Below are 14,173 nucleotides of genomic sequence, written 5' to 3'. Positions count from 1 at the left end.
AAAACGGCCTCCGCGGAGGCCGTTTTTCATGGCGTTACTTCAGGTTGCCGACCACCAGCTGGTGGCGCTCGTTGTAAAACTTACGGTAGGCCAGATAGCAGGCGATGATGGTCGACAGGCTGGCGGTAGAAAGCAGCATGAAGGTCACCATAATCTGGTATTTGATCGCTTTCACCGGGTCGATGCCGGCGAAGATCAGCCCGGACATCATGCCCGGCAGGCTAACCAGCCCAACGGTTTTCGCCGAGTCCACGGTCGGGATCAGCGAAGCGCGGATGCTGTCGCGGATCAGCGTCGCCGAAGCGAACTTGGGCGTCGCCCCCAGGCTGAGCATCTCCTGAATCTTCTGCTGTTCGCTTTTGAAACGCTGGCCGAGGTTGGTGTAGCACAGCCCCACCGCCACCATGGCGTTACCGGCGATCATCCCGGAGATGGGGATCACCTGCATCGGCGTAAATTCGATGGAGCCGGTCAAGACCAGCACCGCCAGCGTCAGCACCGCGCCGGTGGTGATGGCGATAAACGACGTCACGAACGCGTGCTCGACGTACTTGCTGCGTTTCTTGGCGTTGTAGGCCGCGTTAAAACAGATGAACAGCACCATCAACACGGTGAGCAGCGCGTTATCCAGGTCGAAAATATACTTCAGCACGTAGCCGACGATGATCAGCTGCACCACCGCGCGGCAGATGCTCCAGATAATATCTTTTTCCAGCGCCAGCTTTTCCCGGTGGCTGATCAGGATGGCAACCACCACCAGGATCATCGACAAGCCTAAGGATTCGTTGGTGATGTTATGCTGATTCATGCTGTTGCTCCTGTTGCTCCTGTTGCTCGGCGCCGTGCGCGCGCAGGGTGATCACCTCATCCGCATGCGCTATCTCTTCGGTATCGTGCGTCACCCACAGCACCGCCAGCCGGTGCTCCGCCACCAGCTGATGCACTATCTCATTGACGTTGCGTTTGTTTTCCTCGTCCAGCGCGCTGGTGATCTCATCGAGCAGCAGCACCCGGGGCATAAACTGCAGGTTGCGGATCAGGGACACGCGCTGCTTCTCTCCGCCGGACAGCTCATTGATGCTTTTGGTCAGCATCGCCTCCGGCAGCCCGAAACGCGTTAGATCGGCCTTCATTTTTCGTTCATCCGGCGACTGCTGACGGATCTGGTAGGGCAGCGCCAGATTGTCATAAACCGTATTGCCGAACAGCGCCGGCGTCTGGAAGCAGTAAGAAACCTGCTTGCGATACGCCTCAGGCGACATCTCGGCGATCGCCTGGCCGTCGAAATAGAGGCTCCCGCGGGTCGGATCCATTAAGGAAGAGATGATTTTCAGCAGCGTGCTTTTCCCGCAGCCGGAAGGCCCGGTGATCAGTTTGAACTCGCCCTCACCCAGCGTGAAAGAGACGGAGTCCAGGATCACCTGGTTATCTATTTGATAATGAATATCATCCAATCTCAGTATGTCTTTCTTTTCCTTCATTACGATGCCGGCTCCCTACACCTGTTCCCGTCTGAGCGATAAGTATATGGCCGCAAAAAACATCTTAGCAATGCCTGCGCGGATGGCAGAGAGCGGAAAGGAGGATTGGCGGAGCAAAATGCCCCGCCAAATGATAAGATTAATTAATGATTAGCTGTAGAGATAGTCAAAAGCGACCGCCAGGGTCGAATCACTCTTTTTTTATCGCTGCCTGTTCGTCGCCGCTGTACCAGCGTAGAGAATTGTTGATGCTGCGGTGGGTGCAGTGGACCTTGCCCTCCTTTTCCAGCGCCAGCAGCAGGGTTCGGGTGGTATAAATGTTTTCGCCGCATTTATCCGCCAGCTCGCGCGTCTTCGGCCACTGCTCCGGCGGGGGATGGTGGCCCCCTGACCCTTCGACACGCTCCCTGCACAATCCTTGCAACACATTCAGCATCAGCGATTTTCTGCTTTCAAACGTTTTCGGCGCCTTGGCCATAGCATTCCTCCTGAGTGGTTACTGCTGAGCTCCCCCGCTCACGGCTGCACGTCAGCGATGCGCAGGGTATAAATCATGGTGGCGTCCGGGGGGATTGCCGGCGGGCTGCCCTGCTTGCCGTACGCCAGCGCCGGCGGCACCACCAGCGTGATCGAGCCGTGGCGCTGCAGCTTTTCGATAGCGGCGCGAAACAGCGGTGGATAGCGCGTCAACGGCTGCGAGATCACCGTCCCTGCCAACTCCATATCTTTGACCACCCGGCCGTCGACCAGGCTTTCGCGCACCACGATATCCACCCGATCGTCGGCGCCAATCGCCCCATTGCCGGCATAGTCCACCCGGTAGTAGAAACCGAGCGCATCCTGCTTGACGCCCTCCTGACGGGCGAAATCGGCCAGATAGGCTTTGTCGTCCCGCGGTGGCGGTGGCGCCTGCGTCTGCTGCAACCGCTGCTGCGCCGTGCGCAACGCGCTGTCGATGGCGGCCTCATCCAGCCGCAACCGCCCGGCCAGGGTATCGGCGATGCCGGCCAGCAACAGCCGGCTGTCCGCCTCCAGCCCCGCGCGCCGGTTCTCCTGCTGCAAATGCACAATGTCGCGCCCCAGAGACACGCCGGCGGCATACGCCTGTTTGTCCGCCTCGCTGGCCAGCAAGGGCGGTTCGGTGGCCTGCTGCCGCTCGGCCAGCAAGGTGTCGATCCGCTGCTGCTGCTGCGCCAACTGCTCCGCCAACCTGGCGCTGCGCTGTTCGGCCCGCGTTAGCGAAGCGGCCAATGCGCCCACCTCAGGCACCGGCGCAACGGCTTGCCGCAATCCCTTCAGGGCATCGGCCAGCGGCCGAATGTCGACGACGGCCCGCTCCCGTTTCGGCGCCGCCGCGGCCTGAGCCGCCGCTAACTGCCGCTCCAACTGACGAATTTTCTCCGCCTGCTGTTGCAAAGACTGCTTCAGTGAAGTTAAACGAACGCCGTCTGCCCCGGCGATGGCAGCCGATTTGGCGGCCGGTGCGGGCGCCGGTTTACGCGCGGCGTCTTCCCCGAGCGCGGCCGGCGGCGCCTGCCGTTGTTCAGCGAACTTCAACAGGGCGGGAATGCCGTCGTCGGCGGCGCAAGCGGCCCCGTTCGCCGCCAACAGCAAAAAGCCCATCGCCCATCCTTGCGCGCATCGCTTCATGGCTACAGATTCTCAACCCGGCTGGACAGATCGGACATCAGCTCATGCTCGACGTCGGCGCAGAATTTCTCGGTTTTATATTGATAAAGAGCATCAATCGCTTTACGGGTACTCTCATCCACGTTGCCGCGCACCCCAGCATATCCCGAGGCGTTGGAAAGCAGGCCGTTAAAATAGGCAATGCGCTTTTGGTAACTTTGCGGATTAATATTCTTTAACGAATTAACCCGTTGTTGGCAAAGCGCGATGCGTTGTTCATCGGATTTATCATTAGGATTGTTCTGTGAAAGTTTTTTCACAGAATTCAGTTTTGTCTTGCTACCGTCCGCACAGCCCGATAGCACCATAAAAGACAACAAAAATATAGCCAATCCCACCTTGCGGCGTCCGCCACAAGCATTAATCATCGTTATCATTCCGTTTATAATCCTTTAATTGTCACTTAGGTCATCATTATGTGGCGAACGGCAGCGGCACATGCCTTAATTTGATTAATCAAAAGGGGTTAGACAGCGAAAAATCCCTATACCGCAATGCGATAGAATAATTCACTACCGGTGTAATTGTTATTCAATTGTTAATTAATCAGATCTAAATACAGGTTAAACGCGAATAAGAAACCCAATCACTCGCGAACAGAAAACCACGAAACAATAATAAAAACAATGAATTATGTTTTATATTTTGTTTCTAAAGAGAAATGCATCTTCTGCTGCCTAAGGGCGATATTAGCAAAACAATATTGTGAATTGTAGGTGCACCCCTATTTCCCCCGATCTAATATCTCGCATATCGTTATTTATATAGTGATTTATACTGGATAATATTTGTATACGATCTATTGATTTTAAAGCAAATATATTTCTTTTTCCTTTTGGTTTTATATTCTGAATTTGACTTAATTTAATAAAATCTATTTCCAAGCAATACTATTATTTGCAAGAATATTCCCAGCAACACGCCACACATAAAACTCGTATTTTATTTACCAGAAAATCCATTGTCGATTTTCCAAATCTCGTTATTTCTCATAAATAACGGATGTTGGCGTATTGCCCAGAGCAAAAGGATCTGGCTCCAACCGCACGGCCGGCGACATGGCGTTGCTGCCGCCGCGGGGGATTTAGATGTGCTGTTCTTTTTATTTAAAAACTCTCTACAGGAACCTGAGAAATGAAACTGAATAAATTAATGCTGGCAACCGTGATTGCTTTCGCTTCCGCATCTGTTGCTCATGCCGCATCTAATCAGGGCAGCGGTAAAGTCACCTTTACCGGCGAAATTATCGATGCGCCATGCAGCGTCGCGCCGGAATCCGTTGATCAGACCGTGCCAATGGGCCAGATCAGCAGCCGCATCCTGGCCAACCAGGGTAAATCCAGCATGCAGCCTTTCAACATCGAACTGAAAGATTGCTCCATCTCCACCATGAAAAACGTCAAAGTGACCTTTACCGGCACGCCTGATCCGATCAACAGCAAATTGCTGGCTCTGAGCGGCACCGCAACCGGCGCCGGCATCGTGATCTACGACAACCTGCACTCCAAAGAAGTGGAACTGGGCACCGCGACCGACGGCCAGGGCCTGAACGACGGCGACAACTCGCTGAAATTCGCCGCTTACCTGCAGGGCAGCAGCGCCTCAAGCACCGTGGTACCGGGCGACTTCACCAGCGTGGCGAACTTCACCTTGGCTTACCTGTAATACCCCACAGGGGATGTCTCAGGGCATCCCCCGCTTTATTGCATGCCGAGGATACCGGCAAGGGAACAGGGAAAGACAGGGAGACGCCAGTATGACTATCCGCCTTTGCGGCCTGTTGCTCATCGCGCTCAGCGCTGGCAACGCGGCGGCGGCAGCGAAAAATCAGGGCCACGGCAAAGTCAGCCTGGGCGGCACCATCGTCGAAACGCCGTGCGGCATCGCCAGCGACAGCCTGGATCAAACCGTCGATTTCGGGCTGATCTCCATGAGCGACGCCTCGCAGGACGGGCAGTCGGTGCTGATCGGCAGCCGCCGCCATTTCACGATCAAACTGGTGAACTGCGAGCTGGCCAGCCAGGTGAAGCCTGACTTCATCTATCGCGCGGCCAACGTCACGTTCGACGGCACCGCCGACAGCCGGGATCCTTCTCTGCTGGGCGTTTACGGCGAGGCGAAGGGGGTGGCTATCGAGCTGTTGACCGATGCCGGCACCCCGATCCCGCTCGGCAGCACGACGGCGGATTACCAGATTGTCGCCGGCGACAACACGCTGCGCTTCGGCGCGCAGTTGCGCCTGCATCCCGACAAGGCGCGGGCGGGCGGCTTCAGCTCTCTGGCCAAATTCACCCTGTCTTATCTCTAGCGCCGGCGGGCGCTGCACAGCATTACGTATTCAGGTCGTACGGATGACCTGCTATTGGGCGCGGACTTGCCATGAGTGATTATGCTATGACGTCATTACTGACACGGAAACACCTACCTCTCCTCGTCATTCTATCTTTCCTCTGGGTGCGTCCGGCATTTTCCGCCACGGAGTTCAATACCGACGTTCTGGACATCGGCGAGCGCAGCAAAGTGGATCTTTCGCGTTTCTCCGATGCCGACTACGTCATGCCCGGCGCTTATTTGCTGGACATCAAGATCAACCAGAAAACGCTGCCCCAGCGCAGCATTCAGTATTTCCCGTCGCCGGATAACAAAAGTGGCAGCCAGGTGTGCCTGCCGCCTGACCTGGTGGAAAAAATGGCGCTGAAAGAAGAAGCGGCCAAAAAAGTCACCCTGTGGCACGACAACCAGTGCGCCGACATTCGCGGTATCAAAGGCGCGACCGTCTCCGATCGCATCGGCGGCGGCGTGCTGGCGATCACCATCCCACAGGCGTGGATGAAATACTCCGATCCCGACTGGACGCCGCCCGAACAGTGGGACGACGGCATTCCCGGCCTGCTGCTGGATTACAACATCAGCGGCCAGCTAGGCAAGCAGAGCCACAACAACAACACTGCCCAGAACCTGAGCAGCTACGGCACCTTGGGCGCCAACCTGGGCGCCTGGCGCCTGCGCGCGGACTTCCAGTCCAATTACAATCAGCAGGCCGGCGATCGCAGCACCGGTTTCGACTGGAACCAGATCTACGCCTATCGCGCGCTGCCGATGCAGGCCGCCAAGCTGACGCTGGGCGAGATCTACCTCGACTCCGGGGTGTTCGACGCCTATCGCTTCACCGGCCTCAACCTGGCCAGCGACGAGCGCATGCTGCCGCCCAACCTGCAGGGCTACGCGCCGGAAGTGCGCGGCATCGCCAAGAGCAACGCCAAGATCACCGTCTCGCAGGAAGGCCGCACGCTGTACGAAACCACCGTGCCCGCCGGGCCGTTCGCCATTCAGGATCTCAACAGCTCGGTGCGCGGCAAGCTGGACGTCAAGGTGGAAGAGCAAGACGGCACCGTCTCAACCTTCCAGGTGGATACCGCCACCATTCCGTACCTGACCCGACCGGGCTACGTGCGCTACAACGTGGCGCTGGGCAAAACCTCGGCCTACGACCACCGCACCCAGGGGCCGCTGTTTTCCGCCAGCGACTTCTCCTGGGGCCTGAGTAACGCCTGGTCGCTGTACGGCGGCGCGCTGCTCGGCGGCGACTATAACGCCTGGGCGCTCGGCCTCGGCCGCGATCTGAACGTGTTCGGCGCCATGTCGCTGGACGTCACCCAGTCGATCGCCCGCCTGCCCGGCGAACCGACCGCCAGCGGCATGTCGTTCAAGCTCAACTACGCCAAACGCTTCGACGAGCTGAACAGCCAGATCACCTTCGCCGGCTACCGCTTCTCACAGCGCAAGTTCATGAACATGTCGCAGTACCTGCAGGAGCGTTACGGCGATTACGACAAGAATTACAACGGCCGTCAGAAAGAGCTGTACACCATCACCGCCAGCAAAACCTTTATGGCGGAAGACAGCGCCAAGGCGATCACCGCCTACCTGACCTACTCGCACCAGACCTATTGGGATGCGCGAACTCAGGATCGTTACGGGCTGTCGGCCAGCAAGCTGTTCAGCGTCGGCGATATCAGCAACATCACCGCCTCGCTGTCGGCTTATCGCACCTATTACCAGGGCCGCACCGACGACAGCGTGATGCTCAACTTCACCGTGCCGATCGGCGATCGCCGGCGCGTCGGTTATGCGCTGCAAACCAACAATGGCGATGTCACGCAGACCGCGTCGTACAACGACTACAGCGATCCGGACAATACCTGGCAGGTCAGCGGCGGCTTTAATCAGTCCGGCAAATCGCTGGCGCGCGGGTACTACACCCATAACGCTTCGTTCGGCTCGCTGAACGCCAGCGCCTCTTACCAGCAGGACAGCTACTCGTCGATCGGCGGCTCGTTCCGCGGCGGCCTCACCGCCACCCGGCACGGTATCGCGGCGCACCAGAACTCGAGCAACGGCGGCAGCCGCATGATGCTCGACACCGACGGCATCGCCGGCGTGCCGATCAACAACGGCCGCGCCTACAGCAACCGTTTCGGGCTGGCGGTGATTTCCGACATCACCAGCTACTACAACACCGACACTCGCATCGACGTCAACAAGCTGGCGGACGACGTTGAGGCCACTCGCGCCGTGGTGCAAGGCACGCTGACCGAAGGCGCGATCGGCTACCGCCACTTCGAGGTGGTGAAAGGCAGCAAGCTGCTGGCCACCATTCGCCTCGCGGACGGCAGCGAACCGCCGTTCGGCGCCGCAGTGCTGAGCGAGAAAGGCCGCGAGGTCGCGGTGGTCAACGACGGCGGTTCGGTCTACCTGACCGGCGTGCAGCCGGAGGAAAAGCTGGACGTCGCCTGGGAAGGCCAACGCCGCTGCCGCATCGTGATCCCGGGCGCCGCCAAGCCGCTGGACCAGCTGCTGCTGCCGTGCGCCACCCTGTAATCCGTAACGCTGAGAAATAATGACATGAACAAACACCCGATAACGCTACTGACCGCCGCCGGCCTGGCCCTGAGCGCCGTACTGCCCACCGCCGACGCGGCGATATCGCTGGATCGCACGCGCGCCGTCTATGTGAGCGACGCCAAATCGATCAGCCTGAATATCGTCAACGAAAACAAAGAGCTGCCTTTCCTGGCGCAGTCCTGGCTGGAGAACGAGCAGCACCAGAAAATCACCTCGCCGCTGGTGGTGCTGCCGCCGTTGCAGCGCGTGGAGCCGAGCGAACGCAGCGTAGTGCGCATCACCAAGACGCCGGAGGCGGATCGCCTGCCGCAGGATCGCGAGTCGGTGTTCTACTTCAACCTGCGCGAAATCCCGCCGAAAAGCACCAAAACCAACGTGATGCAGCTGGCGCTGCAAACGCAGATCAAACTGTTCTACCGGCCGAAGGCCATCGTCGCGCCCAAGGGCCAGGTGTGGCAGGAAAAGCTGGTGTTCCGTAAAAGCGGCGGCGCCGTCACCGTCGACAACCCGACGCCGTTTTACATCACCCTGACCGGCATGACGCGGCAGACGCAAAAACAGGGCGGCGGCGCGATCGGCGGTTTTCAGCCGCTGATGCTGAAACCGAAATCCAGCGAAAGCCTCAAGCTGCACGACACGGGCATGAACAGCTTTGTCATTACCTACATCAACGACTACGGCGGCCACCCCGAACTGCGCTTCGCCTGCAACGGCAACGTTTGCACCGCCGTGCCCGAGAAAAAATAAGGAGGTCCAGCATGGCTGAATTCACCGATCGACTGCGCCCGCTGCTGCTCGGCGCGCTGCTGTGCGGCGGCGGCGCGCTGGCGGCAACGCCGCTGGGCGTGATCGAAGGCACCACCGGCACCGTCAGCTTTCACGGCGGCCTGCTCAGCTCCCCCTGCAGCCTGACGCCGGACAGCCGGGATCAGTCCGTCGATCTGGGCGACGTCAGCGCACGCGACTTCCGCAACGCCGGCGATCGCAGCGCGCCGGTGCGTTTTCGCCTCTCGTTCCGCAACTGCCTGCTGGGCGCGCGCGCGCTGGCGGATAACCCGGCCGGCCCGCGCAACGGCGACGCCGGCCGCCTCTATCTGCAGGGAGAGCAGGCCGCGACGCTGGTGTTTCTCGGCGAAAGCGACGTCGACAACCCGTCGCTGCTGAAGTTGAACGGCGGCGTGCAGGGCATCGGCCTGCGGCTGCAAGACCAGCAGGGCCAGGCGCTGGAGCTGAATCAGCGCAGCCGCCCCTACATTCTGCAACCCGGCAGCAACACCCTGTGGTTCAGCGCCAGCGTGGAGTCCACCCAGCGGGCGGTGATGGCGGCCGGGTTCGCCGCCGTGGCGCACATTCAGGTGACTTACCTGTGAGGCTCGAGAACGCGATGAAAACTCAACTGACCAAACTCTGCCTGCCGCTGGCGATCGCCCTGGCGGCCCCCGCCGTCTGGGCCAACGGCTACGTCACGCCGGACGGCGGGCCGAAACAGTTCTATATCGATCTGAATCAAAGCAACATCACCAACCAGGTGGGGTTCACCAAACAGTTTCCCTATTCCTTAGGCGGTACCTATACCGGCAAGGCCTACTGCGATACGCCGATCCCCCGAAGCCCGCACTTTTACAAGTCGGATTCGGCGCTGCCCCCCTCTGACTACGGCAACGGCTTCTTGCAGTTGAACGACTTCCTGGATTTAAAAGCCGAAGTGTGGATTGCAGGTAATAAGAAGGCCTATGTCACGGTGCCTTTTTACAACGAATCCAACGAGTATCCCAATCACAGTTGCTCACCGCCCTATGTGCAGGTCAACAACTATGAAAGCGGTTCAAAAGGCCGCATCACCTTCCGGGTACGCAAAAAGATCATCAACGGCGTCGAGATTAACGATCGGCAGATCATCGAGATGTTCGGCCGCCTCGGCTCAACCGACGGCGGTTTCGGCCCCAATCCGATGGCGCAGGTGTTCATCCAGTCCGCGATCCTCTACGTGCCGGATAAATGCGTGGTGAACGAAGGCCAGTTGATCAACGTGGAGTTCGGCGAGATCGGCGGCAGCGATCTCAACGGCTCGAACTACCCGCAAAGCATTCCGGTGCGCTTCCAGTGCGAGGGCGGCAGCTTCGAGGACGGTACGCTAAACATCAAGCTGGCGGTGTCGGGCACGGCGGCCGCCTTCAGCAACGAGGTGTTCAAAACCGACAAGAACGATCTCGGCATCCGGCTGACGCACAATGGCCAGCTGGTTATCCCGAATGAGTTTTACCCGGTGCCGAATATCGGCAACGGCGGCTCCTGGAACCTGGTGGCGGCACCGTTCGCCAACGGCGGCGCAGAGATCGGCGAAGGGGAATTCAACGCATCGGCCACCATCGTGGCGGCATTCCAGTAACCGAGGGAGGAACGAAAATGCGTCTACGCGCTTTAGCGCTGCTGAGCTGCGTGCCCTGGTGGTTTACCGCCATGCCGGCGACGGCGAACACCGAGCTTATCGGCGCGCCGGTGCAGTTCCACGGCACCGTGGTGAGCCGCCCGTGCAATATCGAACCGCAGTCCGCCGATCAACTGGTGGAGATGGGCACGGTGATCGTCAAAACCCTGTACCGCTACGGCCACACCACGCCGGTACCGTTCAGCATCAAGCTGACCGACTGCAAGACTACGGTGTTCAAATCCGTCAGCGTGACCTTCAGCGGCACCGAAGACGGAGAGCTGCCGGGCAAGCTGGCGATCAACAACGGCGCGAACGGCGCCGCCATCGCCCTGTTCGATCATCAGGGTGCAGATATCGATCTGAATAAGGCCACCAGCGCCGTCGCGCTGCAAAACGGCCCCAACAGCCTGAACTTCACCGCCTATGTACAGGGGCGGCCGAGTGCGATTCAGAACCAAAGCATTACCGAAGGCGAATTCACATCCGTCGCCAATTTTGTGCTGGCGTACCAATAAGCCCGCACCGCCCCAGGGAAATCAGGAAAACGACCGGCGCGCGAACGCCGGCGATTGGCCGTCACCGTTCGCTCCGGCGCGGTGACGCGGCCTTTTAAGGAGCCACCCATGCCAGATATTCGCTTCACGCTGTTCGACAGCGATAACTTCTACCAGCAGGGGCTGCGTCTGCTGCTGCAGGACTATCTGCACTCCCTGAACGAATGCCAGCGCCGGTATCCGCAGTTCTCACCGCTGGCGCTGCAGGCGTTGGATAACATCGAAATCGTGTTCCGTACGCCGGAAGAGCGCTGGGGCTGCGCCTGCTGTTATCAGAGCCCCTACGGCATCCCGCGCCAGCGGCAGCTGACTCTGCTGATCCTCGACGACACGACCCAGCAACAGGTGAAAAACCTGCCGCCGCTGTTCAGCATCCATCGGCGCGATTCGGCCTACGCCATCCGTCTCAAGCTGCAAATGGCGTTGGAAAAATTCATCCAGCATCCGTGGATGGCGCTGCATGCCGCCGGCATGTGGAAATGCCAGGCCTGCCGCATCGCCGCGCTCAGCCACTGCGAGAAAAAGGTGCTGGGATTGATGAGCAGTGGCATGTCCGCCTGCAGCATCGCCGGCCTGCTGCAGCGCAGCCAGAAAACCATCAGCGCCCACAAGCGTTCGGCGATGCGCAAGCTGAACGTGCGCAAAAACAGCGAGTTGAATAAGGTGCTGCTGAATCAGCGGGGGCTTGGCTGAGCAACAACAGGCTCGCGAGTGACGCCAGAGTGGTTTACTCTGAATGCTCATTTTTGCCCTATCAAGCGAGCCGGAATGCATGCCCAGAACAGCCAAAGTCGTTGACATCCCCGCCATCGGCGAGCTCGATCGCCTGGCGGGCCAGCTTAGCCACCAGCTGGCGCAGGCCCTGCGCCAGGCCATCCATCGGGGCGATCTGAAAGCGGGCGATCTGCTGCCCTCGACGCGCCGGCTGTCGGCGGCGCTGAATCTGGCACGCGGCACGGTCTTGGAAGCATTCGCTCAGCTAACGGCGGAAGGCTTTCTCGAACCGCAGCCCGGCTCCGGCACCCGGGTCGCTCACTATCAGGCGCCGCGCCGCACGCCGCACGCCATCGTACAGGCGAGCTCGGCGGTAGCGGTGCCGCTTTCTTCACAGGCGCAGCATCTGGCGCGCTTCGCCGCCCAGGCACGGGCGCTGCCGCCGGTGCCGTTCACCGTCTCGGTGCCGATCGGCGATACCGCGCCCGACGATGTCTGGCGGCGGCTCGGCAACCGCATCCGGGCGCGCGGCCCCGGCGCCCCGTCGGGCTACGGCGATCCGCTGGGCGCGTTGCCGCTGCGCGAAGCCATCTGCGACTATGTGCGCCGTTCCCGCTCGGTAAACTGCACGCCGCAGCAAATCCTCATCACCTCCGGCACGCAACAAGGGCTCTATTTGGCCGCCCAGATCCTGCTGGACGCCGGCGACAGCGCCTGGGTCGAAGATCCCGCCTACGCCGGTATTACCGCCATTTTCGACAGCCTGTTTCGCGATCGGCACATGATTAGGGTGCCCGTCGCCGACGACGGCATCGACGTTGCCGCCGGCGTGCGTCTGGCCGCCGACGCCCGCGCCGCCTTTGTCACGCCGTCGCATCAATATCCGCTGGGCATGCCGATGAGCATGGCGAAAAGAAGCGCCCTGCTGGCCTGGGCCAAAGAGCGGCAGGCCTGGATCGTGGAAGACGACTACGACAGCGAGATGCGCTACGCCGGTCACCCGTTCCCTTCGCTGCAGGGACTGGCGCCCGAACGGACGCTCTATCTCGGCACCTTCAGCAAGGTGCTGTTCCCTTCGCTGCGGCTGGGTTACGCCGTCGTGCCGCCGCCGCTGGTCGACGCCTTTTGCGGCGCCAGGATCCTGATGGATCGCCATCCACCCAGCGCGGATCAACACGTGCTGGCCGCCTTTATCGCCGAAGGGTATCTCGACCGCCATATCCGCAAAATGCGCGGCGTCTACGCCGAGAAACGCCGGGTGCTGATCGAGGCGATCAACATGCATATCCCCGCGGAGCTGGCGGTCGTGCAGCCCTGCGATCAGGGCATGCACATGGTGCTGTGGCTGAGGAAAGATCTCGATGACGTGCGGGTCGCCCAATGCGCCAACGAAGCCGGATTGGCGCTGCGGGCGGTGTCGCCAATGTATGCGCCCGGCCACGGTGAGCCGGGTCTGGTGCTGGGATTGGGCGGTTACGCCGACCGCCAGGTGCAACAGGCGGTGGAACGGCTCGGACAGATGATCCTGGCCTGCGCCGGCAGCGGCGCCTAGCGGGAAAAACGTTTGGCGCCGAACACGCAAACCACCACGCCGGCCATCACGGCGATCATCATCGGCTGGACGGCCTCATGCAGCAGCCAGCCCGCCAGCGCCAGGCCAAAGAACGGCTGCAGCAGCTGCAACTGTCCGACGGCGGCGATGCCGCCCTGCGCCAGGCCGCGATACCAGAAAATAAACCCAATCCACATGCTGAACACCGAGACGTAAACCAGCGACAGCCAGGCGGCGCCGCTGATCGCAGGCCAACCGGCCGGCGCCGCCAGCCAGGTGGCCGCCAGCGTCAACGGCAACGCCACCACCAACGCCCAGGAGATCACCTGCCAGCCGCCGATCCGGCGCGACAGCACCGCCCCTTCGGCATAGCCCAGGCCGCACAGCAACACCGCCCCGACCATCAGCGCATCCCCTTGCCAGGCACCGCCGCTCCCCTGGCTCAACGCGAAAGCGCCCACCAGCACGGCGCCGACGCCTGAAAAAGCCCAAAAAGCGGGCTTGGGCCGTTCTCCGCCGCGCAAAACGCCAAAACCGGCGGTCGCCAGCGGCAGCAGGCCGATGTACACCAGCGAATGCGCCGAGGTGGTGTGCTGCAGCGCCAGCGCCGTCAGCAGCGGAAAACCGATGACCACGCCGAGCGCCACAAACAGCAGCGGCGGCAAATCGGCCCGCGTCGGCCGCGCCTGCCGGGTGAGCAGCAACGCACACAGGGCCAGCAAGGCGGCGATCGCCGCCCTGACCGCCGTCAGAAACAGCGGATCGAGCTCCAGCACCGCCACTCGCGTGGCGGGCAGCGAGCCGCTGAAGATCATCATGCCGAGGAAGCCGTTCATCCAGCCCTGGG

Annotated in this window: 15 protein-coding genes; 9 read left to right on the top strand and 6 right to left on the bottom strand. The window is 60.6% G+C overall.

What is annotated here, in order from left to right:
- Positions 1-34: 34 nt before the first annotated feature.
- The 5 genes from fetB to ACJ8QI_RS22880 form a co-directional block, all read right to left on the bottom strand.
- Positions 35-808: an iron efflux ABC transporter permease subunit FetB gene (gene fetB / locus ACJ8QI_RS22900; protein ID WP_442533139.1), complete on the bottom strand. Its 774-nt coding sequence runs from the start codon at positions 806-808 to the stop codon at positions 35-37.
- Positions 795-1,481, bottom strand: coding sequence for an iron efflux ABC transporter ATP-binding subunit FetA (fetA, locus tag ACJ8QI_RS22895; protein ID WP_038871460.1), 687 nt, complete (start codon positions 1,479-1,481; stop codon positions 795-797). The genes fetB and fetA overlap by 14 nt, the downstream gene beginning before the upstream one ends.
- Before the next feature lie 190 nt (positions 1,482-1,671).
- Positions 1,672-1,959, bottom strand: a complete 288-nt coding sequence (locus ACJ8QI_RS22890) for a FaeA/PapI family transcriptional regulator (RefSeq protein ID WP_070913853.1) — start codon at positions 1,957-1,959, stop codon at positions 1,672-1,674.
- A gap of 38 nt (positions 1,960-1,997) precedes the next feature.
- Complete coding sequence (locus ACJ8QI_RS22885) at positions 1,998-3,104, bottom strand: FKBP-type peptidyl-prolyl cis-trans isomerase N-terminal domain-containing protein (RefSeq protein WP_442533138.1); 1,107 nt, start codon at positions 3,102-3,104, stop codon at positions 1,998-2,000.
- A 29-nt stretch (positions 3,105-3,133) separates the two neighbouring features.
- Entirely contained in the window at positions 3,134-3,547 is a 414-nt protein-coding gene (locus ACJ8QI_RS22880; RefSeq protein ID WP_038871468.1) for a hypothetical protein, read from the bottom strand.
- A gap of 757 nt (positions 3,548-4,304) precedes the next feature.
- Between ACJ8QI_RS22880 and ACJ8QI_RS22875 the strand changes: the two genes are divergently transcribed.
- The 9 genes from ACJ8QI_RS22875 (at position 4,305) to pdxR (ending at position 13,326) form a co-directional block, all read left to right on the top strand.
- Entirely contained in the window at positions 4,305-4,835 is a 531-nt protein-coding gene (locus ACJ8QI_RS22875) for a fimbrial protein (protein ID WP_038871472.1), read from the top strand.
- 91 nt (positions 4,836-4,926) lie between these two features.
- Entirely contained in the window at positions 4,927-5,478 is a 552-nt protein-coding gene (locus ACJ8QI_RS22870) for a fimbrial protein (RefSeq protein WP_060441410.1), read from the top strand.
- 86 nt (positions 5,479-5,564) lie between these two features.
- On the top strand, positions 5,565-8,051 hold the full coding sequence (locus ACJ8QI_RS22865) for a fimbria/pilus outer membrane usher protein (protein ID WP_084827083.1): 2,487 nt from the start codon (positions 5,565-5,567) through the stop codon (positions 8,049-8,051).
- A gap of 24 nt (positions 8,052-8,075) precedes the next feature.
- Entirely contained in the window at positions 8,076-8,822 is a 747-nt protein-coding gene (locus ACJ8QI_RS22860; protein WP_047729655.1) for a fimbrial biogenesis chaperone, read from the top strand.
- Positions 8,823-8,833: 11 nt separating this feature from the next.
- The gene (locus ACJ8QI_RS22855; protein ID WP_197862541.1) at positions 8,834-9,445 is read left to right on the top strand and encodes a fimbrial protein; all 612 of its coding nucleotides are present in this window, start codon (positions 8,834-8,836) and stop codon (positions 9,443-9,445) included.
- 14 nt (positions 9,446-9,459) lie between these two features.
- Complete coding sequence (locus tag ACJ8QI_RS22850) at positions 9,460-10,464, top strand: fimbrial protein (protein ID WP_060441414.1); 1,005 nt, start codon at positions 9,460-9,462, stop codon at positions 10,462-10,464.
- Positions 10,465-10,481: 17 nt separating this feature from the next.
- Positions 10,482-11,021: a fimbrial protein gene (locus ACJ8QI_RS22845; RefSeq protein ID WP_038871490.1), complete on the top strand. Its 540-nt coding sequence runs from the start codon at positions 10,482-10,484 to the stop codon at positions 11,019-11,021.
- 108 nt (positions 11,022-11,129) lie between these two features.
- Entirely contained in the window at positions 11,130-11,753 is a 624-nt protein-coding gene (locus tag ACJ8QI_RS22840) for a LuxR C-terminal-related transcriptional regulator (RefSeq protein WP_060441415.1), read from the top strand.
- A 79-nt stretch (positions 11,754-11,832) separates the two neighbouring features.
- On the top strand, positions 11,833-13,326 hold the full coding sequence (gene pdxR / locus ACJ8QI_RS22835) for a MocR-like pyridoxine biosynthesis transcription factor PdxR (protein ID WP_442533137.1): 1,494 nt from the start codon (positions 11,833-11,835) through the stop codon (positions 13,324-13,326).
- On the opposite strand, the gene ACJ8QI_RS22830 is transcribed toward pdxR, so the two are convergent.
- Complete coding sequence (locus tag ACJ8QI_RS22830; protein ID WP_442533166.1) at positions 13,323-14,162, bottom strand: DMT family transporter; 840 nt, start codon at positions 14,160-14,162, stop codon at positions 13,323-13,325. The two genes, pdxR and ACJ8QI_RS22830, sit on opposite strands and share 4 nt — an antisense overlap.
- Between the last annotated feature and the right edge of the window lie 11 nt (positions 14,163-14,173).

Source organism: Serratia sp. CY84636 (assembly GCF_052166245.1).
GTDB lineage: Bacteria > Pseudomonadota > Gammaproteobacteria > Enterobacterales > Enterobacteriaceae > Serratia > Serratia nevei.
Note: the sequence above shows the minus strand (reverse complement) of the source record. Positions and strands in the feature narration are given on the sequence as shown.

What these genes read in the sequence shown, in the direction of transcription:
- fetB (WP_442533139.1), bottom strand. Translation starts at nt 808, where the DNA reads ATGAATCAGCATAACATCACCAACGAATCCTTAGGCTTGTCGATGATC.
- fetA (WP_038871460.1), bottom strand. Translation starts at nt 1,481, where the DNA reads ATGAAGGAAAAGAAAGACATACTGAGATTGGATGATATTCATTATCAA.
- ACJ8QI_RS22890 (WP_070913853.1), bottom strand. Translation starts at nt 1,959, where the DNA reads ATGGCCAAGGCGCCGAAAACGTTTGAAAGCAGAAAATCGCTGATGCTG.
- ACJ8QI_RS22885 (WP_442533138.1), bottom strand. Translation starts at nt 3,104, where the DNA reads ATGGGCTTTTTGCTGTTGGCGGCGAACGGGGCCGCTTGCGCCGCCGAC.
- ACJ8QI_RS22880 (WP_038871468.1), bottom strand. Translation starts at nt 3,547, where the DNA reads ATGATAACGATGATTAATGCTTGTGGCGGACGCCGCAAGGTGGGATTG.
- ACJ8QI_RS22875 (WP_038871472.1), top strand. Translation starts at nt 4,305, where the DNA reads ATGAAACTGAATAAATTAATGCTGGCAACCGTGATTGCTTTCGCTTCC.
- ACJ8QI_RS22870 (WP_060441410.1), top strand. Translation starts at nt 4,927, where the DNA reads ATGACTATCCGCCTTTGCGGCCTGTTGCTCATCGCGCTCAGCGCTGGC.
- ACJ8QI_RS22865 (WP_084827083.1), top strand. Translation starts at nt 5,565, where the DNA reads ATGACGTCATTACTGACACGGAAACACCTACCTCTCCTCGTCATTCTA.
- ACJ8QI_RS22860 (WP_047729655.1), top strand. Translation starts at nt 8,076, where the DNA reads ATGAACAAACACCCGATAACGCTACTGACCGCCGCCGGCCTGGCCCTG.
- ACJ8QI_RS22855 (WP_197862541.1), top strand. Translation starts at nt 8,834, where the DNA reads ATGGCTGAATTCACCGATCGACTGCGCCCGCTGCTGCTCGGCGCGCTG.
- ACJ8QI_RS22850 (WP_060441414.1), top strand. Translation starts at nt 9,460, where the DNA reads ATGAAAACTCAACTGACCAAACTCTGCCTGCCGCTGGCGATCGCCCTG.
- ACJ8QI_RS22845 (WP_038871490.1), top strand. Translation starts at nt 10,482, where the DNA reads ATGCGTCTACGCGCTTTAGCGCTGCTGAGCTGCGTGCCCTGGTGGTTT.
- ACJ8QI_RS22840 (WP_060441415.1), top strand. Translation starts at nt 11,130, where the DNA reads ATGCCAGATATTCGCTTCACGCTGTTCGACAGCGATAACTTCTACCAG.
- pdxR (WP_442533137.1), top strand. Translation starts at nt 11,833, where the DNA reads ATGCCCAGAACAGCCAAAGTCGTTGACATCCCCGCCATCGGCGAGCTC.
- ACJ8QI_RS22830 (WP_442533166.1), bottom strand. Translation starts at nt 14,162, where the DNA reads ATGAACGGCTTCCTCGGCATGATGATCTTCAGCGGCTCGCTGCCCGCC.